The following is a 22,881-nucleotide window of genomic DNA, read 5'->3' as shown; positions in this document are numbered from 1 at the left end:
CGTCCCGGGAGCCTCTCACCGACTGGTCGTCGCCGCCGCGCGGTCCTCGACATTTCACGATCGGGCAAGATCGGCGCCACCGCCACGTCCCGAAAGGCCGCGCATGGATCGCCCGACACGGACCGCGACGCTGTCGTGGGCGGCACTCGCCGTGCTCTCCGGCTTCATGATCGTCACCCAGGTGCGGATCAACGGACAGCTCGGGGCGGCCGCCGGTGACGGCTACGCGGCCGCCGCCTGGTCCTTCGGTTCAGGGCTGGCCGTGCTGGCCGCGTGCCTGCCGTTGTCGCGGAAGGCACGCGCGAGCGCCGCCGCGGTGGTCGGTGCGGTCCGCTCGGGCGGGCTGCGCCCGTGGCAGGTCCTCGGCGGACTGGGCGGGGCCTTTTTGGTGCTGTCGCAGTCGATCGCGGCTTCCGTGACGGGGGTCGCGCTGTTCACGATCGCCGTCGTGGCCGGGCAGGTCGCCGGGGGCCTGGCCTTCGACGTCGCGGGCCTGTCGCCGTCGGGTCGCCGGCCGGTGACGACCGCCCGCGCGCTCGGCGCGCTGCTGGTCCTGACCGCCGCCGCGATCTCCCTGGCGGGCCGCGCCGACACGGATCTCCCACCGTGGCTCCTGGTGCTACCGCTGGTCGCGGGCGTCTGCGTGAGCTGGCAGCAGGGAGTCAACGGGCACGTCCGGGCGGTCTCGTCGGGCTACGCGGCGACCCTGATCAACTTCGTCACCGGCACGACCGCGTTGTTCGCCGCGCTCGCCGTGCACGCCCTCGCCGGTGGCCTGAACGTACGGTGGCCCGGAAACCCGCTGCTCTACACCGGCGGCGTCGTCGGGATCGGGTTCATCGCGATCGCGGTCCTGGCCGTGCGGCACCTGGGCGTGCTCATCCTCGGGCTGTGCACGATCACCGGGCAGCTGGCGGGCGCGATCGTGCTCGACCTCGCGCTCGGCCCGGCGGTGACGGCGGCGACGGTCGCGGGCGCCGCCGTCGCCCTCGCGGGCGTGGCGGTGGCCTCGCGTGGGAACTTAAGGCGTGTTCGAAGGAATCGACGACATCGCCTGGGCGACGCTGCGCCACAACTACGGCACCGCCGAGAACATCCCCGGCCTGCTGAGGGCCGCGGCGAGGGGTGAGCCCGCCGCGAACGCCAATGATTCGCTCGACAACCTGCTCCTCCACCAGGGCGGCTGGGTCTGCCCGGCGGCGACGGCGGCGCTGCCGTTCCTGCTCGACCTGATCGAGGCGCCGGGCGCCGCCGACCGGATCGAGCACGTCGAACTCATCGCGTTCCTCGCCAGGGAAGCCGCCGGGGTCGATCCCGCGTACATCGACGACGGCTGGGGGCGGGCCTGGTCGGCGGCGTTCCCGCGCGTCGCGAAACTCCTGGACGACCCCGCCGAGGACGTCCGCCGCTCCGCCGCGTGGGCGCTGGGACACTCCCGGCACGAAGCGCCCGCCGCGATCGCGGGGCTGCGCGGCCGTTTCGCGCGCGAGCCCGCCGCGATCGTGCGAGCGGACCTCCTCGACGCCCTGGAGGAACTCGGCGACGGTGAGTGGATCGCGGCCCTCCGTGACGACCGGGATCCCACCGTCGCGGTCAACGCCGTGCTCAAGACGCACGCGCGGAACGGCTCCACCGTCGACACGGCCGAACTGGCCGCCGTCCTCACGGCCCTGGGCGGCATGGACGAGCCCGAGATCCACCGGCCGATCCTCGCCGCCGAAAGCCCCGCGCTCACACCCGCCGACTACCTCGCGGTCGTCGGGGTGCTCGCCGAACACCCCGAACCGTCGCGGCGCCTCGCCGCGATCGGACTGGCCAACCTGCTCCTCGCGGAACACCGCGACCTCGACGCGCGGCTGATCTCGCTGTTGACGCCGCTCATGGACGGCCCGGACACCCGTCGCAAGGCCCTCGGCGTGCTCGCGGCCGTCGCCGCTCCCCTGCCCGGCCTGTACGCGAACCACCTCGGCGACCCGGCGGCCGGCGTCGCCGACGCCGCCCTGTGGGCGCTCGTCCGCACCGGCGACGCGCGCTGTGTCCCGGTGCTATGTGAGGCGATCGCGACCGGCGAGCGGCACACGCGCGGACACGACTCGCTGCCCCACGTCTGGTCGCTTCCCTCGCTCGGCGAGCTCGCCGAGCTGGTGCCGGGTGCGTTCGTGCCGGAGGTGCTGACCGCCGTCCGCGCCAGGCTGGCGGCCGGGCCGCACTCCGCCAGGCTCGACTACCTGCACACGCTCGTCGCCTGGGGGACGCGGGCGTCGGCGGCCGGGCCCGAGGTGGAGGCGCTGGTCGGCACCGATGCCGACCACATGGCGCGGCAGGCGCTCGACGCGATCGCGCCGAGCACACCGTCACCGCCGGAGGCCGCCGAGCTGTCCGATCCGGACTCGTGGAGGCGCACCCGCGCGGCCCACCGGCTGTGGCGCGCGACCGGCGAGGTCACCGTGGCCGCGCGGATCCTGGTCCCCGTCGTTGAGGAGGCCCTCGACGGTCCGCGGGCGCTGCCCGTCGGGCGCGCGGCGATCGCGCACCTGGCGGAGATGGGCGCGGCGGAGGCGAAGCCCATCGCGCGAAGGGTTCTCGCCGAGGACCGCCGGCTGCGCTACTTCGGCGGCTGGCGCGTCTTCACCGAGGACGAGGCCTGGCGGCGCGCGGCGGAGCGGATTCTAGAAGCCTGAGACGATCCAGTCCCGCCAGCTCGCCGTGCTGACCGGGGCGGCCGGGTTCTCCAGCGTCCAGAGGAGATATCCGGCGCGGGCGGCGACGACGACGTCCTCGACCTCGTAGGCCTCGGCGAGTTCGTCGCGCAGCGCCGGTGAGTCGACGAGCCTGGCGAGGTACGGGTAGCGGCGGTCTTCGCGGCGCTGGAGGCGGAAGGCGGCGTCCATGACGGCTTCGGCGAGCATGGCGCGGCAGGAGTCGGGAACACCGAGTTGTTCGAAGGCACGCAGGACGCGCTTCTTGAGGCCCCAGGGGGCTCCGCCGGAACTCTCCCAGGTGTCGGGGTAGCGGTTCTCCAGCGTGAGAAACAGGGCGGCGTAGGGGGCGAGGGCCTCGTGCTCGTCGTCGTCGGCGGCCTCGGTGAACTTGGCGGCCAGGCCGTTGAGGGTGCTCTCGGTGGCTTCGGTGAGGGCCCGCTCAACCTGGTCGCAGCGTGCGACGAGGTGCGCGGGGACGTCTTCGCCCTCGTCGCGCAGGGCCCAGATGGCGCGCCACACGTCGCCATAGGCGTCGGCGGCGGTGAGGTAGGCGTCGTTGGCCATGTCGTTGCGGGCCAAGGCGACACCGCGGTGGCGTGGATCGTCCGAGACTAGGTCGAACATCCACGTGGTGTCGATACGGGGGAGTTTCGTGGACATGCGCGCAGCCTGCCACACCGAGGGCGGGTAGCACCGACCCCTTTTCGCCCGTTGAGACGCTGACATGCGCGCGGGGGTGCCCGGAGTTCGGCGGATCACACCCGGACGGGTGACGAAGCGGGTGTCAGGCCGCATACCGCGACAGCAGGCCCCCGACGGCCGCGCGGACGCGCGGCCCCGGCCCGCCGGGAGCGTCCGTCGTCAAGGTCGTGAACAGGATGCCGAGGACGCCCATCTCCAGGAGTTCGGCGTCCTCCCCGGTGACGTCGACGCCGGCGACCCGGCACTGTCGCAGGATGAGGTCGCGGCGTTCGGCGAGGGCCGCGGTCAGAACTCCGCGAAGGGCCGGGTCGCGGGTGGCCTCCAGGTGCAGCTCGAAGAGGACGAGGACGTCGTCCTCGTCGAGCATCCGGGTGAGGGTCGTGACGAGCGCGTCCTCCAGATCCGCCCGTTCGAGGGGGCGGATCCGGACGGCGGCGACGCGGTCGGCGAGGCGCCGGGTGATGCGCTCGACGACGGCGTCGACGAGGGCCTCCCTGGTGCGGAAGTAGCGGGAGGTCGTCCCCGCGGGCACGTCGGCCGCGGTGTCGACGGCACGGTGGGTCAGGCCGCGCGAGCCGTGCGCGGCGAGGACGGTGACGGCGGCGTCGGCGAGCTGTTCGCGGCGGCGCGCGTTAGGCGGCGGCATGGTCTCCCCGGTGGCTGCGGTCTGCCGGACCGCACCATTCCATCAGAGCCGCGGTGACGCCCTCTCGGTCCCCGGCCCAGGCGGCGTAACCGTCGGGCCGGACGAGGATCGCCTCAGGCCCTTGCGGGTCCACGGGCCGGGCGCCGTCGACGCGATCGCGCCACGGGGCGGGGACGTCGCCGTCGGCGAGCAGGACGAAGCGGCCCGAGCGCAGGACCTCGTAGAGCCTGCCGCGGTCGGTCGCGCGGTCGGCGACCCGGTGGCCGACGAGCGGGTGCGCGCCGGGGGCGTAGGCGAAACCGAGTCCGGAGAGGGTGCCGAGGATCCGGCCGCGCCCGGGGGCCGTGCGCAGGGCGGCGGCCATGGCCCAGCGGCTCAGGGTCAGCCGGAGCGCCGAACCGGTCAGCGAGAGGCGGGTGAGGTGGTCGGTCAAGGCCAGGACGGCGGCGCCGACGGGGTGCCGTTCGGCGTGGTAGCCGTCGAGCAGCCAGGACGGTGCCCGGCCCTGGACGGCCGCGGCGATCTTCCAGCCGAGGTTGAAGGCGTCCTGTACGCCGGTGTTCATGCCCTGCCCGCCGATCGGCGAGTTGACGTGGGCGGCGTCCCCGGCCAGGAAGACGCGCCCGACGCGGTAGGCGCCGGCCTGTTTGCGCTCGGCGGTGAAGCGCGAGAACCAGCGGGGCTCGCTCATGCCGTGGTCGGTGCCGGCGATCCTCCGGAAGGCGTCCCGGAGGTGACCGAAACCGGGCTCACCCTCGGGTGGGGTCCGCAGCCACGCGCCGACGCGGAACCAGCCGTCACCGAAGGGGATGGTCACGACCGCGCCGTCGGGGCCGATCTGCGTGATCGGGGGGACCTCGCCGCCGTCGATGCGCACGTCGGCCAGCAGCATCGGCAGCGCGTAGGCCTCGCCGGTGAAGCCGACGCCGAGGAGTTCGCGGACGGTGCTGTGCGCGCCGTCGGCGCCGATCACGTACCGCGACTCCAGCACGCTCCCGTCGGCGAGGGCCACCTGGACGCCGTGGTCGTCCTGGCTCAGCCCGGTGACCGTCGCCTCGCGCCGGACCGTCACGCCGAGCTCGGCGGCCCGTTCGGCGAGCATCGTCTCGGTGCCGCTCTGCGGCACGATCAGCAGCATCGGGTAGCGGGTGTCGAGCCGCCCGAAGTCCACGCGGGAGGCGTAGGCCGGGTGGACCGTCCGCAGCGGGTTGCCCCTCCGCACCAGTTCGTCGCCCATACCCCTGGCGTCCAGCAGTTCCAGGGCCCGGGCGTGCAGGCCGAAGGCCCTGACCACGCCCGACTCCTCCGCGCGGCGCTCCAGGACGGTGCAGGAGACCCCGGCCAGGGCCAGTTCGCAGGCCGCGGTCAGGCCGGTCGGCCCGGCTCCCACGATGATCACGTCGCTCATGCTTCCTCCTCGATTCGCTACAAACGTAGCGCTACTTTTATAGCGAATCAAGCCCCGAGGATCCCGGAAAAATATGGAAGCTACTCTCAAATGACAGCGACTTCCATTTTGAGAGGTGCGTCCATGCCCGTCTCCCCCGCCCGCCGCTGGTGGGCCCTCGGCGCGCTGATGCTCTGCGTCCTCGTCGTCGACCTCGACACCACCGTCCTCAACGTCTCGATGCCGACCCTCGCCCGGGAGTTCGACACCGGCACCGGCCCCCTCCAGTGGGTCCTGAACGCCTACACGATCGTCATGGCCGCGCTGTTCATCCCGGCCGGAGCGCTCGCCGACCGCGTCGGGCGGAAGAAGGTCATGCTCGCCGCCCTCACCGTGTTCGGCGCGGGCTCGCTGCTCGGCGCCTACGCCACCGACGTCGGCGTCCTCATCGCCGCCCGGGCCGTCATGGGCACCGGGGCCGCGGCGATCCTGCCGCTGACCATGTCGATCCTGCCGACGGTGTTCGGCCGCGAACAGATCGGCAAGGCGATGGCCTTCGCGTCGGTCGCGGGCATGGTGGGCTTCCCGCTCGGACCCGTCCTCGCCGGTTTCCTGCTCGACCACTTCTGGTGGGGCTCGGTCCTGCTGGTCAACATCCCGATCATCGCCTTCGCGCTGATCGCCTGCGCCCTCACCCTCCCCGAGTCGGGCGACCGGAACGGCCCCCGCGTCGCACCCGCCGCCACGGCCACGATGGTGCTCGGCCTCGCCGCCGCCATGTACGGCGTCATCGCCATCCCCACGCACGGCTGGACCGGCGCGCACGTCCTCGCGCCCGCCGCCCTCGGGCTCGCGCTCCTCGCCGTCTACGTGCGCGGCCAGCTGCGCTCCCGGCGCCCGACCGTCGACTTCGGGCTCTTCGGCGACCGCAACTTCCTCTGGGGAACCGCCGCCGCCGTCTACGTCTCCCTCGCGCTCGCCGGGCTGCTCTTCGTCTTCCCGCAGTACCTGCGGATCGTGCGCGGCCTCGACGGGATCGCCACCGGCCTCTCGGTGCTGCCTTTCGCCGCCGGCATGCTCGTCGGCGGGCAACTCGGCTCCGTACTGCTCGAACGCCTCGGTTTCCGGGCCGCCGTGACCGGCGGGATCGCCGCCCTGGCCGCCGGTCTCGGTCTCGGCGTCTTGACCACCGCTGACAGCGGCACGGGTTTCCTCGCGACGTGGACGGCCCTCGCCGGTGCCGGTGTCGGCGCCTCGATGGTCCCGGCGATGACGGTGATCCTGCTGACGCTCCCCCCGGCCGGCGCGGGCGTCGGCTCGGGCCTCAACCAGACGCTGCGCGGCGTCGGCAGCGCCCTCGGCGTCGCCGTCTTCGGCGGACTGCTCACCGCGATCGCCGGTGCCGCGCGACTCGACACCGCCGCACCGGACGGGATCGTCGACGGGATGGCGGTCGTCCTCGCCGTCTGCGCGGTGGGAGCGGTCATCACCGGCGTCCTGACCGGCCTGTTCCTGCCCGGCAGGGCCGAGCCGCCCCGGCAGGGGACAGAATCGACCCATGACCTCGCCCGGACTGCGTGAGAAGAAGAAGGCCCGGACGCGGCGAACGATCCGCGAGCACGCGCTGCGGTTGTTCGCCGCCCGGGGCTTCGGCCCGACGACCGTCGGCCAGATCGCCGAGGCGGCCGAGGTCTCACCGTCGACCTTCTTCCGCTACTTCGCCACCAAGGAACAGATCGTCCTCGACAACGACGTCGACCCGGTCATGGTCGACGCCGTCCGGCACCTGCCGGACGGCGTCGCCCCGGTCGAGGGCCTCCGTGACGCCGTCCTCGCCGCCCTCGGCGACTTCGACGGGACGCCCGAGGAGATGCTCCTGTGCATCCGGCTCGCCTTCAGCGAACCCGAGCTGCGGGCCAGCCGCATGGACCACGCCTTCGCCACGCAGGAAACCCTCGCCGCCGCCCTCGCCGAACGCCTCGGCCGCGACGCCGAGGACCTGGAACTGCACGCCTTCGCCGCCGCCGCCGTCGGCGCGTGGGGCAGCGCGCTCCAGGCCTGGGCCCGCGAGAACGGGCGGCGGCCCCTCGCCGAGTACGTCGACCGCGCCATGACCTTCCTCGGCGGCGGCCTGCGCCTCTGAGGCCGCGTCAGTCGCCCTCGGGAAGCAGCCTGAACTCGGTCAGCAGCTCACCGACCTCGCTCGCGTCGAGCCGCTTCAGCAGGTGCTTGCGCAGCAGTTCGGGTCCCGGGAGGCGCAACCGCTCACCGTCGCGCAGGTGGTACATCGCGTCGAGCAGCTTGCGGATGTCGTAGGTCGAGCCGAAGACCTCCGGGACCCCGCGCTCGACGCCGAGCAGCCGGTAGGCCGCCTCCATCCCGGTCCGCACGGAGTACTCGGTGGTGAAGATCGTGTCGCGCGTGGTCTCGGCGAACTGACCGATGAAGGCGAAGTTGACCGAACCCTCGGGCACCACGTCCGGCCGGTCCCCCGCGTGCCGGGGCGCGAAGAAGGAGGTCACGTAGGGCATCATCACCGGCACGCACTTGGCGCCGGTGGCGGCCATCTCGTCGATCTCGCCGACGGGGACACCGAGGTGGTAGAGCCACTCGCGGGTGATCTCCTCGCCGGTGCAGTCGGCGAGGGACTTCGTGACGTAGTCGCCGGGCCGGTCGACGAACAGCCCGTAGAGCCACACGACGACCTGGTCGGGCGGCTGCTGCTTGAAGTGCGGCTGGCGGTTGACGGTCCAGCTCATCAGCCACGACGAGTCGCGGATCGTGACGATGCCGCCGGTGACGACGCGCCCGCTGAGGGGATCGCGCTTGGCGACGCGGCGGATGTACTCGGGGATCCTGGCGTCGAGGGTGGTGACGGTCGCCGACTCCCACTTGCTCTCGGCGATGTTCCCGCAGAACACCTCCGGCCGGCCGAAGGACGGGTCGCGGCCGGCGATCTTCTTCCACAGCTCCCAGGCGGGCGCCGGGCCCTCGTCGAGGCGTGCGGCGGTGTGGTGGTCGCCGTTGTCGGAGTTCTCGGTGAGTGAACCGATCGTGACCAGTACCAGGTCGTCCTCGTCGAGCTCGACGCCGCCGGGCTCACCGTCGGCGACCCACGCGATGCGCGTGGCGCGCTTGCGCTCGGGGGTGATGTCGAAGTCGATGTCGGTGACCTCGGTGGAGAAGCGGAAGGTCACACCCTGGTCGATGAGCCAGCGGGTCAGCGGCAGGACGAGCGACTCGTACTGGTTGTACTTGGTGAACTTCAGCGCGGTGAAGTCCGGCAGCCCGCCCACGTGGTGGATGAAGCGGTGGAGGTACAGCTTGAACTCCAGCGCCCCGTGCCACTCCTCGAAGGCGAACATCGTGCGCCAGTACAGCCAGAAGTTGCTGGCGCGGAAGTCCTCCCCGGTGACGTCGGTGATGCGCTTGCCCTCCATCTCCTCGCGTGTCGCGAGGAAGATCCGCACGAGGTCCTTCTGCGCCTTGGCGTTGAGCGTGAACAGGCCGTCGGTGCGGGCGTCGAGGCCCTGCTTCTCGGTGACGCGCTGGAGGGAGTAGTTCGGGTCGTCCTTGTTGAGCCAGTAGAACTCGTCGAGCACCGACGCGTCGGGGACCTCGATCGACGGGATCGAACGGAAGAGGTCCCACAGGCACTCCATGTGGTCCTCCAGCTCGCGGCCGCCGCGGATCACGAAGCCCCGGCGAGGCTCCTTGATGCCGTCGAGGGCCCCGCCGGGCAGTTTCAGGCGCTCCAGGATCGTGATCCGCTCGCCGCCCATGCGGCCGTCGCGGATCATGAACGCCGCCGCCGACAGCGAGGCCAGCCCGGCCCCGACGAACCAGGCGGACTTACCGTCGACGCCGTCGGGCTTGCGTGGCCGGGCGAAGGCCTCGTAGTTGCCGCTGCTGTAGTACATCGGGCCCCCGGTCCTCGATGGTGCGAAACGGCCGAACCCCGGCGGAGTCCGGACGAATCACACGCTAACGAAGGCGCGCCGGGAGTGCCGGGCTTTGCCGTTCAGGCCGGGCGCGCGTCCAGGCCGGGCGTCCCGGCCGGTTCGCGGTCGGTGACCACGACCGGGCCGCTTCCGGGCGGCGGCGCGCGCGGAGTGGATCCCGGAGATGAGCCCCGGGCGGCACGCGGCCGCCCGGGGAACCCGGGTCACTTCAGTCGCGCCTCGATGGCCTCGATGATCCGCGGCCGCAACTCGGCCGCGCCGATCACCGCGTCCACCGAGCCGACCTCCACCGCGCGGCGGATGTCGTGCACGCCGTCGAACTCCGCGGCGACCTCGCCGAGCTTCTCGGCGCGGACGGAGCCGCGCAGCTCGTCGAGCTCGGCGGTCAGCGTCGCCCGGTCGGTCCCCGACGCGGCCGCGACGCGGACCTCCAGCTCGCGGACGCGCGGGTCGGCGGCCGTGCGGGCCTTGACCTCACCGGAGAACACCACGGCCGCGGCGGGCGCGCCGCCCAGCACCGAGGCGAAGGACCCTTCGAGGGCGAGCACGGTCATGTTCGGGTTGAGCGCCTTGGAGAACACCACGAACGCGCCGCCGTGGTACCGCGAGATCACGCAGAACACGATGGGCCCGCGGAAGTTCACGATCGCCCGGCCGATCTCGGCGCCGTACTCCAGCTGGAGTTTGCGCATCGACTCCGGGGAGCCGTCGAAGCCCGAGAGGTTGGCGAGGACGACGAGCGGCCGGTTGCCGCTGGCGGCGTTGATCGCCCGCGCGGCCTTCTTCGACGAGCGCGGGAACAGCGTCCCCGCCGTGTAGGTGTCGGGGCCGTCGGTGGGCGGGAAACCACGACGCGGCACCGAGCGCGACTCGATGCCCAGGAGGCACACCGGCATCCCGCCGAGGTGCACGTCCTGTACGACGGCGGTCTCGGCGTCGGCCATCCCGGCCCAGCGTTCCAGGACCGGGTGGTCCTGGTCGGCGAGCGCCCGCATGACCGTGCGGATGTCGAAGGGCTTCTTGCGGTCGGGGTTGGCCGTCGCGGAGAAGATCTCGCCGACGGTGGTGAAGTCGCTGCCTTCGACGGCGTGCGGGAAACCGGACACGTCGCGGTCGGCGGGGTCGGTCGTCACCGCTCGGCGGGGGCCGTCCTCGCCGGGGACCACGTAGGTGTGGTCGTAGTGCGCCATGAGGATGTCGCGCGCGCCGGCGAGGTCGGGCGCCCAGTACTGCGCCTGCCCGTTGGGGCCCATGACACGGTCGTAGCCGCCGATGCCGTAGTTGTCCTCGGCGGAGACACCGCCGGAGAAGTCGAGCGACTGCTTGCCGGTCAGGACCATCGCCGAGTCCGGCGTCATGACCAGGATGCCCTTGGTGTGCATGAGCATCGTCGCCTCGGCGTTCCAGTACGGCTGGGCGCCGACGTTGATGCCCGCGACGACGATGTTGATCTCGCCGCCGTCCTGGGTGAACTCGACGATCCGCTTGAGCGCGGCGGCCACCCAGTCCATGTTCTCGGTGCCCGACTCCATGGAGATCCGGGCGCCGGCCGACAGCGCGTACCACTCCAGTGGCACGCGCATCCGCTCGGCGAGGTCGAGGGCGGCGATGACGCGGCGGCACTCGGGTTCCGACAGCGCGCCGAGGGACTTCGTCGGGTCGCCGAGGAGCACGACCCGCGTGAGGCCTTCGGGGTGCCGCTCGGTGCGGCTCGTGACCACACCGGCGACGATCGCGGCGGAGTTGCGGCCCTTCGGGCGCGAGACGGGCGCGAGTTCGCCGGCGTCGTCGAGGTCGTGCTCGACGAAGTCACCGAGCTGCCCGGTCAGCTCGTAGGGGTAGACGGCGTTGCGGCCGGCGGCCCGCAGCACCTTCAGGCGGTAGTCGTCGAGGGGCTCGACCGGCTCGCTCGTCGGCTCGCCGAAGGTCAGTTCGGCCTCGCGGTTGGCGTTGAAGGAGATGCGGAGGTGCATTTTGCGCAGTTCACCGGTCTCGCGGTCGCGGCGGCGGGCGATGAACAGGATCTCCTCAAGGCCCGCGCCACCGGTCGTCGGGCGCACGCGCCCGGCGATCATGCCCAGTTCCTCGCGGGTGATGTCGACCGGCGGCCACACGTAGATGACGGCCCGGTTGGTGGTGAAGCGGTTCTTGGCGGGCCGCAGCGCCTGGGCGCGCCGGATCGAGTCGAGGCAGGCCGCGACGGTGTCCTCGGCGGTCGGCAGGGCGACGAGCCGGCCGTCCTGTTCGCGCAGTTCGGTCAGGTCGCGGACCTGCGCGAAGGCGACGAGCCGGTCGTCGGAGGAGTTCTCCCGCGCGACGGCCCGGAAGAGGTAGACCTCCTCGTCGGAGGACGGCAGGCGGGTCAGGTCGAACTTCCCGAAGCGCTCGATCTGCATGCGCTGCGCGATGTAGGGGTGCAGGCCGCGGATCAGGCGGTCCTCGGTCATCTCGGCGCCGTCCCGGCGGAGAGTGCCGTGCTGCCGGAAAGTGAAGTGGTGGTGCATCACCGCTCCGCTGCGGCCCGCGACGGTCGTGGTGAGCCTGCGGACGCGGCTGGGCAGCGGGTGGGCGGCGACGACGGCGTACAGCGCGGCGGCCATCGCCGCGGAGTCGGCGGGCTGGTCCTCCCAGGCGAGGTAGACGTCGGCGTCGATCTCGGTCTTGCCGTCGCCCAGCTCGGCGAGGCCGCGCAGGGCGTCGCCGAGGCCGTCGAAGGCGACCGCCGAGGAGACCAGCCACGAGCCGGTCCGTTCGGCGATGACGAAGGAGCAGTCGGCGACCTCGACCGTGCGCACACCCGACAGGCCCTTGTTGCCGTAGTACCGGCGGGTCAGGACCTCCAGCATCACCGAGTTGTCCCGGTCGCCGCGGTCGAGGCGCTGACCGAGGAGGCGGACGAGCGGCTCGGTCGTGCGGACCATCTCGGCGATGCGCTCGGCGCGGTCCGGGGAGTCGGGGTGGGCGTCGAGGTGGCGCAGGTGCTTGCGCACGCCCGCGTAGACGCGGGCGCGGTTGCGGCGCAGCAGGGGCTGCGCGAACCACGCGAAGACCACGCCCCGGGCGAGGTCGGCGAGCACCGGGAAACGGACCTGGGTGGCGGCCATGAGGCGCTCCAGCACCAGCCCGGCGGGCTCGCGCATCGACTCCTCCGGCGAGGGCTCGCGCAGCCAGGCGCGCAGGAGGGCGGCGATGACGCCGGCGTCGGCCGTCGCGCGCTGCTGGGCGAGGAAGACACGGAAGACCGCGGCCTCGACCTCGGGGGTGCGCTCCAGGTCGGTGACGCCGTAGTGGCCGAGGGCCTTGGCGAGTTTCGCCTGGAACCCGGCGGGCAGTCCGGCGCGTTCCACGTCGAGGCTCTGGAGGTAGGTGTGGAAGAACTCGCGGGCGCTGTGGACGTGGGTGTCCTTGCCGCCGTCCTCTCCACTGGGACGGTTGCGGCTGAGTTCGGCGAGGTCGGCGAAGACGTCGAGGAGCGCGAGCTCGCCCGCGAGGGGCCGGCGGCCGGCGGCGATGGCGGCCGAGCGGGCGGCGAGGTAGTCGCCGAGGACGCGGCCCTCGTCGTGCGGGTCGACGTCGAAGCCGAGGAGTTGGCCGCGCAGGTCCTCCAGGCCGCGCGTGGCGCGGTCCTGGGTGGTCGGTTCGCCCGCCGTGGGCAGGTCGAGTTCGACGGGAGCCGCGTCGGGGGCGGCGTCGGCCTCCTCGTCGGCGACCGGTTCCAGGCGCAGCAGCGCCGCGCCGGTCTCGACCTGGCTGCCGACGGCGACGGCGCACTCCTTCAGCCGCGCCTTGAAGGGCGCGCGGAGGACCGTCTCCATCTTCATGCTCTCCAGGACGAGCACGGGCGCGCCCGCCTCGACCTCGGCGCCGACCTCCAGGGGCGTGGCGACGACCAGCGCGGGCATCGGCGAGCGCAGGACGCCGCCTTCGTCGCGGCCGATGCGGTGGGTGACGCCGTCGACCTCGACGAGGTGGACGGGGCCGTGCGTGCCGGTGAGGAGGCGGTAGCGGGTGCCGTTGACGTTGATCTGGCCGGTGTGGGCGTCGAAGCGCTCCAGCTCGACGTCGGCGACACGATTCTCGACGCCGCTCGCGGTGCCTCCGATGCCGACGCGGAAGCGCTGCGCCCCGACGCGGGCGACGCGGACGCGGTACCCGACGCCGCGCAGTTTCAGGTCGAGGGGGCGGCCGCTCTCGTGGCGGACCTGGGGGCGGCCGCCGAAGGCGGTGGAGAGGAGTCGCTGGCGTTCGGCGCGCTCCTCCTCCTCGTAGGCCTCGATGGCGGCGGCGGCCAGGGCGACGGCGGAGTGGCGGTGGGAGACGAGGCGGCCTTCGCCGCGGACGCGGTCGATCCAGCCGGTGTCGGCGCTGCCGTCGATGACCTCGGGCTGGTCGAGGAGGTCGATGACGAAGCTCTTGTTGGTGGCGCCGCCTTCGATGACGACGGTGGTCTCGGCCATGGCCCGGCGCAGGCGGGCGAGGGCCTCGTCGCGGTCGCGGCCGTAGGCGATGATCTTGGCGATCATGGAGTCGAAGTCGGCGGGGATCGAGTCGCCTTCGCTGACCCCGGTGTCGACGCGGATGCCGGGGCCGGCGGGGAGGTCGAGGCGGGCGATGCGGCCCGGGGAGGGCGCGAAGTCGCGGTCGGGGTCCTCGGCGTTGAGGCGCGCCTCGACGGCGTGGCCGCGTTCGGCGGGCGCCGCACCGTCGAGTTTCCCGCCCGAGGCGACGTGCAGCTGGGCCTTGACGAGGTCGAAGCCGGTGGTGGACTCGGTGATCGGGTGCTCGACCTGGAGGCGGGTGTTGACCTCCAGGAAGGCGAGGAGGTCGTCGCCGGGGTGGTAGAGGAACTCGACGGTCGCCGCTCCCCGGTAGCCGACGCGGACGGCGAGCCGTTCGGCGGACTCCTTGAGCTCGCGGACCCGCTCGGGCGGGAGGACCGGGGACGCCGACTCCTCGATGACCTTCTGGTTGCGCCGCTGGACCGAGCAGTCGCGGACGCCGAGGGCCCAGGCGGTGCCCTGGCCGTCGGCGATGACCTGCACTTCGACGTGGCGGGCGCCGGTGACCAGCCGCTCCAGGAAGACGATGCCGCTGCCGAAGGCGCGCGCGGCCTCCTGGCTGGTGCGCTCGTAGGCGTCGGCGAGGTCGGCCTCGTTCGTGACGACGCGGATGCCGCGACCGCCGCCGCCGGCGGTGGCCTTGAGCATGAGCGGGTAGCCGATGCCCTTGGCGGATTCGAGGGCGGCGTCAAGGGTCTCGACCGGGCCGCGGCTCCATGGGGCGACGGGGACGCCGACCTCTTCGGCGATCAGCTTCGCGCCGATCTTGTCGCCGAGTTTGCGCATGGCGTCGGGGCTGGGCCCGATGAAGGTGACGCCGATCTTCTCGCAGAGTTCGGCGAAGGCGGGGTCCTCGGCGACGAAGCCCCAGCCGACCCACGCGGAGTCGGCGCCGGTCTCGACGAGGGCCTTGGCGAGGACGTCGAGGTCGAGGTACGGGCGGGCCGAGGCGGGGCCGAGATCGTAGGCCAGGTCGGCCTCGCGGACGAAGGTGGCCGTCCGGTCGACGTCGGTGTACAGGGCGACGGTCTCGATGCGCGCCCCGGTCTCCGCCGAGAGGTCCCGAACGGCGTGGATGAGCCGCATGGCGGCCTCACCCCGGTTGACGATGGCGACACGACTGAACACCGGTAGGAACCTCCTGTAGACCGACAACGCGCGAGCCGCCCACGGGCGGCTCCCCACAGTCTTCACTCTTCCGCTTCGGGCACCGACAGCACTATGCCGCGGGCTACGCGAACTACACGGCAAAGCTTGTAGGAACCATACAAACACGCGCGGACGGAACGCCACCAAGCGGCCATAGTGGGCGAAGCGGGCGACGGTGCCACCGGCGCCGGGTTCATGATCCCACCCCGCCCGGAGAGGCGGCCGGACGGAACCCGGTGAGGCCGTCCCCGTCACGCATGCGCCCGCGGAGCGGCCGAAATGGACGTGCCGTCCGGGCCTCGCGGTCGTACGCTCCCCCCGTGCTCGTACTTGGTATCGACGTCTCCGACGACCTCCTGACCCGATGGCGTGACTGGCTCATGCCGGAGCGGCAGCCCTACGCCCTCGCGCCCGGCCGCGCCGCCGAGCTCGGCCTGACCGGCCATATCGCACCGCTGCCCATGGAGCATCGCGACAGCTTCGAGCTCTACGCCCTCGGCGACGACGTCGTCGTCTGGCTCACCAGGGCCGAGGCGCGCGCGCTGCCGCGAGATGTGCGCGACGCCCAGCCGGGCGCGCACCGGCGACCGTCGCGCGACGACGCCGAGACGCTGCGGCGGATCGTCGCCTACGTCGAGAGCGGCCGCCGGCCGAGCCGGCACCGGGAGCCCGGCGCCGAAGCCTGGCGCGACCTCGCCGGGCGGCTGCCGCGCGCCGAGGAACTGGCGGGCACCTTCCCCGACGCCAGCGGCCCCAACTGCTTCGGCACCGTGATGGCCGCCGCCGGGGTGCCGGGCGCCGAGAAGGTCTGGATGCAGCGTGAGCCCTTCGAGGCCTGGCTCGCCGAACGGACCGTCCCCGGCGGCAGCGACGACGAGGCCGGAAGCGTCCTCGTCTGGCGCGACGACGCGGGCCGCGTCCAGCACGCCGCCGTCACCCTCGGCGGCGGATGGGCGATGCACAAGCCGTCGCAGGGCTGGATGTCGCCGACGAAGGTGCTGACGGTGCGCGAGGTGAAGGCCAGCGCCCGCACGCCCGGCCGCCACCGACGGCGGCACCGGATCGTGTGATCGGCGCCCGGGACCCGGTCCCGCCGCCTCTCGACGGCGACGCGAGCCCCGAGTCCCCTACGCCCCCTGCGAGCAGCACGCGCATCCCGGCTCACAGCCGCAGGAGCCGGGCTTCGGATCCTCGCGGCCGACGAGCACGGCCGCCGGGGCGCAGCAGTTGTCGCCGCGCCAGGCGCCGACGCCTTCCTTGACCGCGACGGCGGCGATGACCAGAGCGGCGACGGGGTCGGCCCACGACCAGCCGAACAGCGAGTTCACCGCCAGCCCGGCCAGCAGCACCGCCGAGAGGTAGGTGCACAGGAGCGTCTGCTTGGAGTCGGCGACCGCCGAGGCGGAGCCGAGTTCGCGACCGGCCCGGCGCTGCGCCCACGACAGGAACGGCATCACGGCGAGCGAGACCGCGGCCAGAACCAGGCCGACGGAGGAGTGCCCGGCCTCGGCTCCACCGAGGAGCGCGCGGATCGACTCGACCGTGACGTAGGCGGCCAGGGCGAAGAAGGACACGGCGATGACGCGTAGCGCGGTCTTCTCGCGGGCCTCGCGAACGGCGTGGTCGCGGGCCGAGAACTGCCAGGCGACCGCCGCGGCCGAGGACACCTCGATGACCGAGTCGAGACCGAACCCGATGAGGGCCGTCGACGACGCCATCGTCCCGGCGGTGAGGGCCACGGCGGCCTCGACGAGGTTGTAGGCGATGGTCGCGGCCACGAACAGCCGGATCCGCCGGGTCAGGAGATCACGCCGGGCCGGCGAGGGCCCGAGGCGGGCGAAGGTCATCAGCAGCAGCCCTTGCCGGCCGCGTCGGGGCAGGTGACGCCGGCGGCGACCGCGACGACGGCGGAGCGCAGGTCGTCGAGGGCGTGCCCGAGGCGCGCGTCGGCGAGTTCGTAGCGGGTGCGCCGCCCTTCGGGGACGGCGACGACGAGGCCGCAGTCGCGCAGGCACGCGAGGTGGTTGGAGAGCCGGGTGCGGGAGACGCCGAGGAGTTCGGCCAGCTCGGAGGGGTAGGCCGGTGCCTCGCGGACGGCGACGAGGATGCGCGCGCGGATCGGGTCGGCGAGGGCCCGGCCGAAGCGGGTGAGGGCGTCGAGTTCGGTGGCGAGCGTCAGCACGGGACCGACAGTACAGCAGATCCTGAATTCACGACTCCGTGGACCATGGTGTTCGCAGGACCTCGCCGGTCCGGTCGGTACGCGTACCGACCGGACCGGCGACTCCTCTACTCCGTCCGCAACCCGTTGGGCCGCATCATCCGCGCCAGCGGCGCCAGGCTCAGGACGGTCACGGTGAGCACGACACCGCCGCCGACGCCCGCCAGCAGGCCGATCGACGTCCAGTCGACGCTCATCGGGCGTCCCACCAGGCGCAGCAGGAACCCGCCGAGGAGCGCGCCGACCATCGAGGCCACGACCAGGCCCAGCAGGACCGGGATCGCGGTCTGCCAGAGCACCGACAGGCTCAAGGTCGCGCGGCGGGTCCCGAAGGCCACGAGGGTCGACAGGAGTCTCCGGCGTTCGCGGAGCTGCTCGATCTGCCCGACGAGCAGGCTCGCCCCGATCAGCGCCAGCACGCAGGCGGCGCCGACCAGCAGTCCGGTGCGGATGCCGGCGAACTCGTCACTGACCTCGATCCTGGTCAGCTGCGCGACCGAGGCGGTCCGGTCGGCGGTCTGGACGGCGTTGCGCACGTACTCGACGACGTCGGGCACCGACGCGTCGACGCTGACGTACACCGTCCGGGGCGCCGCCTCCCACAACTCCGGCGACACCGCGGCGGTCGTGGCGAACAGGCCGCCGCGGACCACCCCACCGGGGTCGGGGCGCGTCCCCGCCGGGGTCAGGTTCTCCGGCACCGTCCAGGTGAGCCCTTCGGCGCCCGAGGACAGGACGTGGAGGTCGTTCCCGGGGACGGCGAGGCCGATCGCGTTGGTCTCGCCCCCGTCGACGATGAAGACGTCACCGTCGGCGCAGGACGGGAGTGCGGCGACCTCGGCCAGGTCGGCGCAGGACCCGACGGTCACGTTCAGGACATCCTGCTGCTCCCCCGGCCGCGCGGCGAGCCACGCGGAGGCCACGGTCACCGTGCCGGTGACGCCTTCGACGCCGGTGAGGGCGTCGCCGAACCGCCCGCTCGCGCTGAGCTGGGCCCGGTCGGTGTCGTGCCCGGTCGGGCCGGTGAAGGAACTCTCGATCCCGACGAGCGCGGTGTACAGGGCGATCGCCCCCGCGACGGCCACGGCGATCCCGTTGACCTGGCGCGCGGCACCGCCGCTGTCGACCTGGAGCCGGCGGATCGCCAGCTGCCAGGAGACGCCGCCTCCCCCGCGCACCCGGCTGACCGCGGCCTCGACCAGCCACGGCAGCAGCACGGTGACACCGGTCAGCAGCAGCAGTGTCCCGGCGACGAGCTGCACGAGACTGAAACCGCTGCCGGGCTCGCGCCCGGCCAGCGGAAGCAGGAGCGCCGCGCCGAGGACCGGAGCGACCAGCCGCCACCAGACCCGGCGACGTACCCGCCGCGTCTCACGGACGACTCCCAGGGGCTCGATCACGGCACCCCGCATCGCGAACAGCGTCACCGCGACGGCGACGACCGGCAGACCCACGGCCACCAGGACCGCCAGCCAGGGCGGGACGTCGAGATCCTCGGGGAACACACTCTTCCCGAACAGCCTCACCCCACTCGCCGACTGCCGTCCCAGCGCGAAGAACAACGCCCCGAAACCCAGCCCCAGCACGGCGCCCGCCAGCGACTCGCCCGCGGCGATCCGGCGCACCGCACGCCGGTCGGCGCCCACCAGGCGCAGCGCGGCGAGCCGACGGTCACGGCGCTCGCCGCCGAAGCGGACGGCGGTGGCGATGAAGACCGCCACCGGCATGAGCAGCGCGGCGAAACCTATGACCACCAGGAACAACAGCAGCGGATCCAGGTCCTCGTCGACGACCGGTACCCCGAAACCGCTGATCCGCTCGGCGCTGCCGGAGGGGACTTCGAGCGTGTCGCTGCCCGCGTAATAGACCAGTTCGGCGGGCGAGACGAGGCCCTCGTCGGCGATGACGGCGGTGACGCGGTAGTCGAGCCGCTCCCGCAGCAGGGCGCCCGACGGCGACTCCAGGAGTTCCACCAACGCCGGTGAGGCCGCCATCTCCCCCGGTCCGGGAAGCGCGCTCAGCCCGAGCGGGAGGACCGGGTCGGCGCCCTCGGGCCGGACCAGGAAACCGGTGATGTCCTCGCCCCGGTAGCGGGTGTCGGCCCAGCCGAACAGGACCGTGCTCGCCGAGGCGGCCTCCGCGCCGGTCAGCGGGGCCCGGCCGGCGCCCCGGACGTCGCGTTCGGCCAGGGCGCTCGGCACGGCGCCCGCCAGCAGCAGCAAGGCCACGCCGAGACCGACGCCGAGTGCGGTGAGCACGGTCCGGGCCCAGCCTTCGCGGCCGCCGCGCAACGCGAAGCCGGCCCCCATCGCCAGGTCCTTCCAGGCCGTCATCGGCTCGACTCCAGGTCGCGGGTCCGCCCGTCGCGGACGACGATCTCGCGGTCGGCGTAGGCGGCGACCCGCGCCTCGTGGGTGACCAGCACGACCGCCGCGCGGGACTGCCGGGCGGCGGCGGTGAGCAGCTCCATCACGCGCTCGCCGTTGAGGGAGTCGAGCGCGCCGGTCGGTTCGTCGGCGAAGACGACCCGGGGCGAGCAGGCCAGCGCGCGGGCCACGGCGACCCGCTGCCCCTCGCCGCCGGAGATCTCACCGGGGCGCTTGCCCGCCAGCCCGGCGATCTCCAGCCGCTCCAGCCAGGGCAGGGCGGCCTGTTCGGCGTCGCGACGGCGCCGCCCGGCCAGGCGCAGCGGAAGGGCGACGTTCTCCACGCAGGTCAGCTCGGGGACGAGCTGGCCGAACTGGAAGACGAAGCCGAAGTCGGCGCGGCGGAGCCTGCTGCGCTCGGCGTCGCCGAGCTCGGACAGGACACGCCCGTCGTAGGTGACCGTGCCCGAATCCGGCCGGACGATGCCGGCCATGCACTGCAGGAGCGTCGACTTCCCCGAACCGGAGGGACCCATGACGGCGACGATCTCCCCGGCGGAGATGGCGAGCCCGGCGCCTTCGAGGGCGGGCGTGGAGCGGTAGGTCTTGTGCAGGTTCTCGGCGTGCAGCAGCGGCCCGGTCACGCGCCGACCTCCGCGGCCAGCCTGCCGAGACGCGCCGCGGTCAGCTCCAGCCAGCGCAGGTCGGCCTCCAGGTGGAACAGGGCGTGGTCGCAGATCAGCTGGTCGGCGAGGTCGCCCTCGGTCTTGCGGCGGGTCAGCTCCCGCATCAGCCGCAGGTGCTCACCGCGCTGGACGTCGAGCAGCCCGGCGGCGTCGCGGCCGGTGAGCAGCGCGAGGACGATCTTGGTGTAGAGCGTCGACTGGAGGTAGGGCTCGGGCCTCTCGGGCTGCGCCAGCCAGGAGGCGACGTCGGTGACGCCCGCTTCGGTGATGGCGTAGCGCTTGCGCTCGGGCCCGTCGCCGGGTTCGACGCCGTCGACTTCGACAAGGCCGTTCTTCAGCAGGCGGGACATCGTGGAGTAGACCTGCCCGTAGTGCAGCGGCCGGTCGTGGCCGAAGCGCTCGTCGAAGGCGCGTTTGAGGTCGTAGCCGTGTCGTGGGCCGGCTTCTTCGAGAAGCCCGAGGAGGGTCTGGCCGATTGTCATGAGGCGACTATACACACGATGTATACATGGCGTGTATAGCCAGCTCCCGTCTCTGCGCGACGATGTCCCCGCCCACCGTGCGGTGGGCGGGGACGTCGTCGCGCCGTTCACTCCCCGATCGTCAGCGCCGCCCACTGGTGACCGTCGAGGTCGGTGAAGCCGCGCTGGTACATCCCGCCGTCCTCGCTGGCGGGCCCCAGCCCGGCGGCACCCGCGGCGACCGCCTTCTCCACCAGCGAGTCCACCGCGGCCCGGTCCTCCAGCCCGAGGACCAGGATCGCCTCGGTCCCCACGGCGGGCGGGCGATGGGCGTAACCGGCGAAGACCGGTTCCGTCAGGAGCATCACCTGGGTGTGCTCGCTGATGACGACCGAGGCCATGTCCTCGGTGGCGCCGAAGAAGTCGAGGCCGAGGGCGGTGAAGAAGGACCGCGAACGCGCGAGGTCGGCGACGGGGAGGTTCACGAAGAGTTTGGTGGCCATGACCGGTATCTCCTGGTGTCTCGGGGTTCTCGTGCTGACATGAACAGCCTCCCGCGTTTCGGTCCCGCTGCTAAGGTCCAAAACCATGGCGGAAAACCAGACCGATTCCTTAGCCGGCGAGCTCCCGATCGAGCTCCGCCGCGACGTCCCGGTGCCGCTGTACCGCCAGATCGCCGCCGCGATCCGCGGCCGCGTCCGCGCCGGCGCACTGCCTCCCGGCACGGCCCTGCCGCCGACCCGCGTGATCGCCGCCGACCTCGGCGTGTCCAGGGGCGTGGTCGTCGAGGCCTACGCGCAGCTGACCGCCGAGGGCTACCTCACCGCCCGCTCCGGCGGCTACACCCGCGTCGCGATGGGCGCCCACATACCCGTCGCGCCGCCGGAACCCGACCCTCCGCCCGCCTACCGCCACGACTTCACCTACGGACGCGCCGACCTCGCCGGCTTCCCGCGACTGCCCTGGCTGCGTTCACTGCGCAGGGTCCTCACCTCGGCGCCGACCCGGCGGTTCGCACCGCCCGACGGGCGCGGCGCCCCGGCGCTGCGGGCCGCGCTCGCCGACTACCTCAACCGCGTGCGCGGCACCGTCGCCGACCCGCGCAACATCGTCGTCACCAGCGGTTTCGCGCAGGGGGTGCGGCTGCTCACCGAGGTGCTGGCCGGATCGGGGGCGACGCGCGTCGCGGTGGAGGACCCCTCGCCCGACGACGACGCCCGGCCCGCCGCCGCCCGGGCGGGACTGGAGACGGTCGGGATCGGCGTCGACGAGGACGGTCTCCTCGTCGACGGGCTGAACGGGCTGCGCGCCGACGCGCTGTTCCTGACGCCCTCGCACCAGTGGCCGGTCGGGGGCGTCCTGCCCGCCGCCCGCCGGGCCGCGGTCGTCCGTTGGGCCCGGGAGCGGGACGCGCTGATCGTCGAGGACGACTACGACGCCGAGTACCGCTTCGATCGCGTCCCCGTCGGCGCGATGCAAGGACTCGCGCCCGATCACGTCGTCTACGCCGGAACCCTCAGCAAGACCCTCGCGCCGGGCGTCCGCATCGGATGGCTCGTGCTGCCGCCGCGGCTGACCGCGAAGGTGGCGGCGGCGAAGGCGGCGGCCGACCGGGGTTCGGCGACGCTGGAGCAGCTGGCCTTCGCCGACTTCCTGGAACGCGGCGAGTTCGACCGGCACACGCGGCGGATGCGCCGGGTCTACCAGAGCCGCCGCCGCGTGCTGCTCGACGCGCTGCGCACGCACCTGCCCGATACCCGCCCTTCCGGTGCCGACGCGGGCCTGCACCTGCTGGTCTGGTTGCCGGAGGGGCTCGGCGAGGAGGCCGTGACCGCCGCCGCCGCCGAACTCGGCGTGTGCGTCCAGCCCCTCGGTCCGTTCCGGCTCGGCTCCCGCCAAAGCTCCCCCGGCGGCCTGATCCTGGGCTACGCCGCGCTCGACGAGCGCGCCATCGCCGAAGGAGTCGCGCTGCTGGGCCGCGCGGTGGCGCGCCTGCGCCGACGAAGCGGGCGCGAAGTGGTGCCGGTCCCCTAGCATCGG

General features: G+C 73.1%; 17 protein-coding genes. 6 read left to right on the top strand and 11 right to left on the bottom strand.

From position 1 onward, the window contains the following. Nucleotides 1-103 precede the first annotated feature (103 nt). Together HNR73_RS11055 and HNR73_RS11050 are read left to right on the top strand one after the other, a co-directional pair. Nucleotides 104-1,129 carry a DMT family transporter gene (locus tag HNR73_RS11055; RefSeq protein ID WP_184787265.1) on the top strand — a complete coding sequence of 342 codons (1,026 nt, stop codon included), beginning with the start codon at nt 104-106 and terminating at the stop codon, nt 1,127-1,129. Next, nucleotides 1,029-2,681 carry a HEAT repeat domain-containing protein gene (locus tag HNR73_RS11050; RefSeq protein ID WP_184787264.1) on the top strand — a complete coding sequence of 551 codons (1,653 nt, stop codon included), beginning with the start codon at nt 1,029-1,031 and terminating at the stop codon, nt 2,679-2,681. Before HNR73_RS11055 ends, HNR73_RS11050 begins: the two co-directional genes overlap by 101 nt. On the opposite strand, the gene HNR73_RS11045 is transcribed toward HNR73_RS11050, so the two are convergent. The 3 genes from HNR73_RS11045 to HNR73_RS11035 all read right to left on the bottom strand — a co-directional run bounded on the left by HNR73_RS11045 (nt 2,670) and on the right by HNR73_RS11035 (nt 5,458). Beyond that, nucleotides 2,670-3,362 (bottom strand): cysteine--tRNA ligase, encoded by a 693-nt coding sequence (locus HNR73_RS11045; protein ID WP_184787263.1) that lies wholly within the window; start codon nt 3,360-3,362, stop codon nt 2,670-2,672. The two genes, HNR73_RS11050 and HNR73_RS11045, sit on opposite strands and share 12 nt — an antisense overlap. Nucleotides 3,363-3,486: 124 nt before the next feature. Then, nucleotides 3,487-4,050 carry a TetR/AcrR family transcriptional regulator gene (locus tag HNR73_RS11040; protein WP_184787262.1) on the bottom strand — a complete coding sequence of 188 codons (564 nt, stop codon included), beginning with the start codon at nt 4,048-4,050 and terminating at the stop codon, nt 3,487-3,489. Next, a complete protein-coding gene (locus tag HNR73_RS11035) occupies nt 4,037-5,458 on the bottom strand; it encodes an FAD-dependent oxidoreductase (protein WP_184787261.1) in 1,422 nt (473 codons plus the stop codon). Before HNR73_RS11035 ends, HNR73_RS11040 begins: the two co-directional genes overlap by 14 nt. A gap of 123 nt (nt 5,459-5,581) precedes the next feature. Between HNR73_RS11035 and HNR73_RS11030 the strand changes: the two genes are divergently transcribed. Next, entirely contained in the window at nt 5,582-7,018 is a 1,437-nt protein-coding gene (locus tag HNR73_RS11030) for an MFS transporter (protein WP_184787260.1), read from the top strand. Continuing rightward, nucleotides 6,996-7,580: an acyl-CoA-like ligand-binding transcription factor gene (locus HNR73_RS11025; protein WP_184787259.1), complete on the top strand. Its 585-nt coding sequence runs from the start codon at nt 6,996-6,998 to the stop codon at nt 7,578-7,580. The genes HNR73_RS11030 and HNR73_RS11025 overlap by 23 nt, the downstream gene beginning before the upstream one ends. Nucleotides 7,581-7,587: 7 nt before the next feature. Here the strand turns inward: HNR73_RS11025 and HNR73_RS11020 are convergent, their stop codons facing one another. Then, nucleotides 7,588-9,357, bottom strand: a complete 1,770-nt coding sequence (locus HNR73_RS11020; protein WP_184787258.1) for an oleate hydratase — start codon at nt 9,355-9,357, stop codon at nt 7,588-7,590. A gap of 245 nt (nt 9,358-9,602) precedes the next feature. Then, on the bottom strand, nt 9,603-15,086 hold the full coding sequence (locus HNR73_RS11015; protein ID WP_184787257.1) for an ATP-binding protein: 5,484 nt from the start codon (nt 15,084-15,086) through the stop codon (nt 9,603-9,605). Nucleotides 15,087-15,427: 341 nt separating this feature from the next. On the opposite strand from HNR73_RS11015, the gene HNR73_RS11010 reads away from it, so the two are divergent. Continuing rightward, complete coding sequence (locus tag HNR73_RS11010) at nt 15,428-16,177, top strand: hypothetical protein (RefSeq protein ID WP_184787256.1); 750 nt, start codon at nt 15,428-15,430, stop codon at nt 16,175-16,177. Between the two features lie 57 nt (nt 16,178-16,234). On the opposite strand, the gene HNR73_RS11005 is transcribed toward HNR73_RS11010, so the two are convergent. From HNR73_RS11005 to HNR73_RS10980, 6 genes are all read right to left on the bottom strand, one after another. Then, nucleotides 16,235-16,954 carry a cation efflux transmembrane domain-containing protein gene (locus HNR73_RS11005; RefSeq protein WP_184787255.1) on the bottom strand — a complete coding sequence of 240 codons (720 nt, stop codon included), beginning with the start codon at nt 16,952-16,954 and terminating at the stop codon, nt 16,235-16,237. After that, nucleotides 16,954-17,286, bottom strand: a complete 333-nt coding sequence (locus HNR73_RS11000) for an ArsR/SmtB family transcription factor (RefSeq protein ID WP_203686208.1) — start codon at nt 17,284-17,286, stop codon at nt 16,954-16,956. Before HNR73_RS11000 ends, HNR73_RS11005 begins: the two co-directional genes overlap by 1 nt. 110 nt (nt 17,287-17,396) lie before the next feature. Then, entirely contained in the window at nt 17,397-19,661 is a 2,265-nt protein-coding gene (locus HNR73_RS10995) for an ABC transporter permease (protein WP_184787253.1), read from the bottom strand. Further along, nucleotides 19,658-20,338: an ABC transporter ATP-binding protein gene (locus HNR73_RS10990; RefSeq protein ID WP_184787252.1), complete on the bottom strand. Its 681-nt coding sequence runs from the start codon at nt 20,336-20,338 to the stop codon at nt 19,658-19,660. The genes HNR73_RS10995 and HNR73_RS10990 overlap by 4 nt, the downstream gene beginning before the upstream one ends. After that, entirely contained in the window at nt 20,335-20,862 is a 528-nt protein-coding gene (locus HNR73_RS10985; RefSeq protein WP_184787251.1) for a PadR family transcriptional regulator, read from the bottom strand. The genes HNR73_RS10990 and HNR73_RS10985 overlap by 4 nt, the downstream gene beginning before the upstream one ends. Nucleotides 20,863-20,969: 107 nt before the next feature. Beyond that, entirely contained in the window at nt 20,970-21,344 is a 375-nt protein-coding gene (locus tag HNR73_RS10980) for a VOC family protein (protein ID WP_184787250.1), read from the bottom strand. An 85-nt stretch (nt 21,345-21,429) separates the two neighbouring features. Here HNR73_RS10980 and pdxR point away from each other — a divergent pair, with 85 nt between their 5' ends. Then, a complete protein-coding gene (gene pdxR, locus HNR73_RS10975; protein ID WP_184787249.1) occupies nt 21,430-22,875 on the top strand; it encodes a MocR-like pyridoxine biosynthesis transcription factor PdxR in 1,446 nt (481 codons plus the stop codon). Nucleotides 22,876-22,881 lie beyond the last annotated feature (6 nt).

The organism is Phytomonospora endophytica (assembly GCF_014202425.1).
Lineage (GTDB): Bacteria > Actinomycetota > Actinomycetes > Mycobacteriales > Micromonosporaceae > Phytomonospora > Phytomonospora endophytica.
Note: the sequence above shows the minus strand (reverse complement) of the source record. Positions and strands in the feature narration are given on the sequence as shown.

Coding starts and splice junctions, on each gene's coding strand:
- pdxR (WP_184787249.1), top strand. CDS start 21,430: ATGGCGGAAAACCAGACCGATTCCTTAGCCGGCGAGCTCCCGATCGAG.
- HNR73_RS11025 (WP_184787259.1), top strand. CDS start 6,996: ATGACCTCGCCCGGACTGCGTGAGAAGAAGAAGGCCCGGACGCGGCGA.
- HNR73_RS11035 (WP_184787261.1), bottom strand. CDS start 5,458: ATGAGCGACGTGATCATCGTGGGAGCCGGGCCGACCGGCCTGACCGCG.
- HNR73_RS11040 (WP_184787262.1), bottom strand. CDS start 4,050: ATGCCGCCGCCTAACGCGCGCCGCCGCGAACAGCTCGCCGACGCCGCC.
- HNR73_RS11020 (WP_184787258.1), bottom strand. CDS start 9,357: ATGTACTACAGCAGCGGCAACTACGAGGCCTTCGCCCGGCCACGCAAG.
- HNR73_RS10995 (WP_184787253.1), bottom strand. CDS start 19,661: ATGACGGCCTGGAAGGACCTGGCGATGGGGGCCGGCTTCGCGTTGCGC.
- HNR73_RS10980 (WP_184787250.1), bottom strand. CDS start 21,344: ATGGCCACCAAACTCTTCGTGAACCTCCCCGTCGCCGACCTCGCGCGT.
- HNR73_RS11055 (WP_184787265.1), top strand. CDS start 104: ATGGATCGCCCGACACGGACCGCGACGCTGTCGTGGGCGGCACTCGCC.
- HNR73_RS10985 (WP_184787251.1), bottom strand. CDS start 20,862: ATGACAATCGGCCAGACCCTCCTCGGGCTTCTCGAAGAAGCCGGCCCA.
- HNR73_RS11030 (WP_184787260.1), top strand. CDS start 5,582: ATGCCCGTCTCCCCCGCCCGCCGCTGGTGGGCCCTCGGCGCGCTGATG.
- HNR73_RS11005 (WP_184787255.1), bottom strand. CDS start 16,954: ATGACCTTCGCCCGCCTCGGGCCCTCGCCGGCCCGGCGTGATCTCCTG.
- HNR73_RS11045 (WP_184787263.1), bottom strand. CDS start 3,362: ATGTCCACGAAACTCCCCCGTATCGACACCACGTGGATGTTCGACCTA.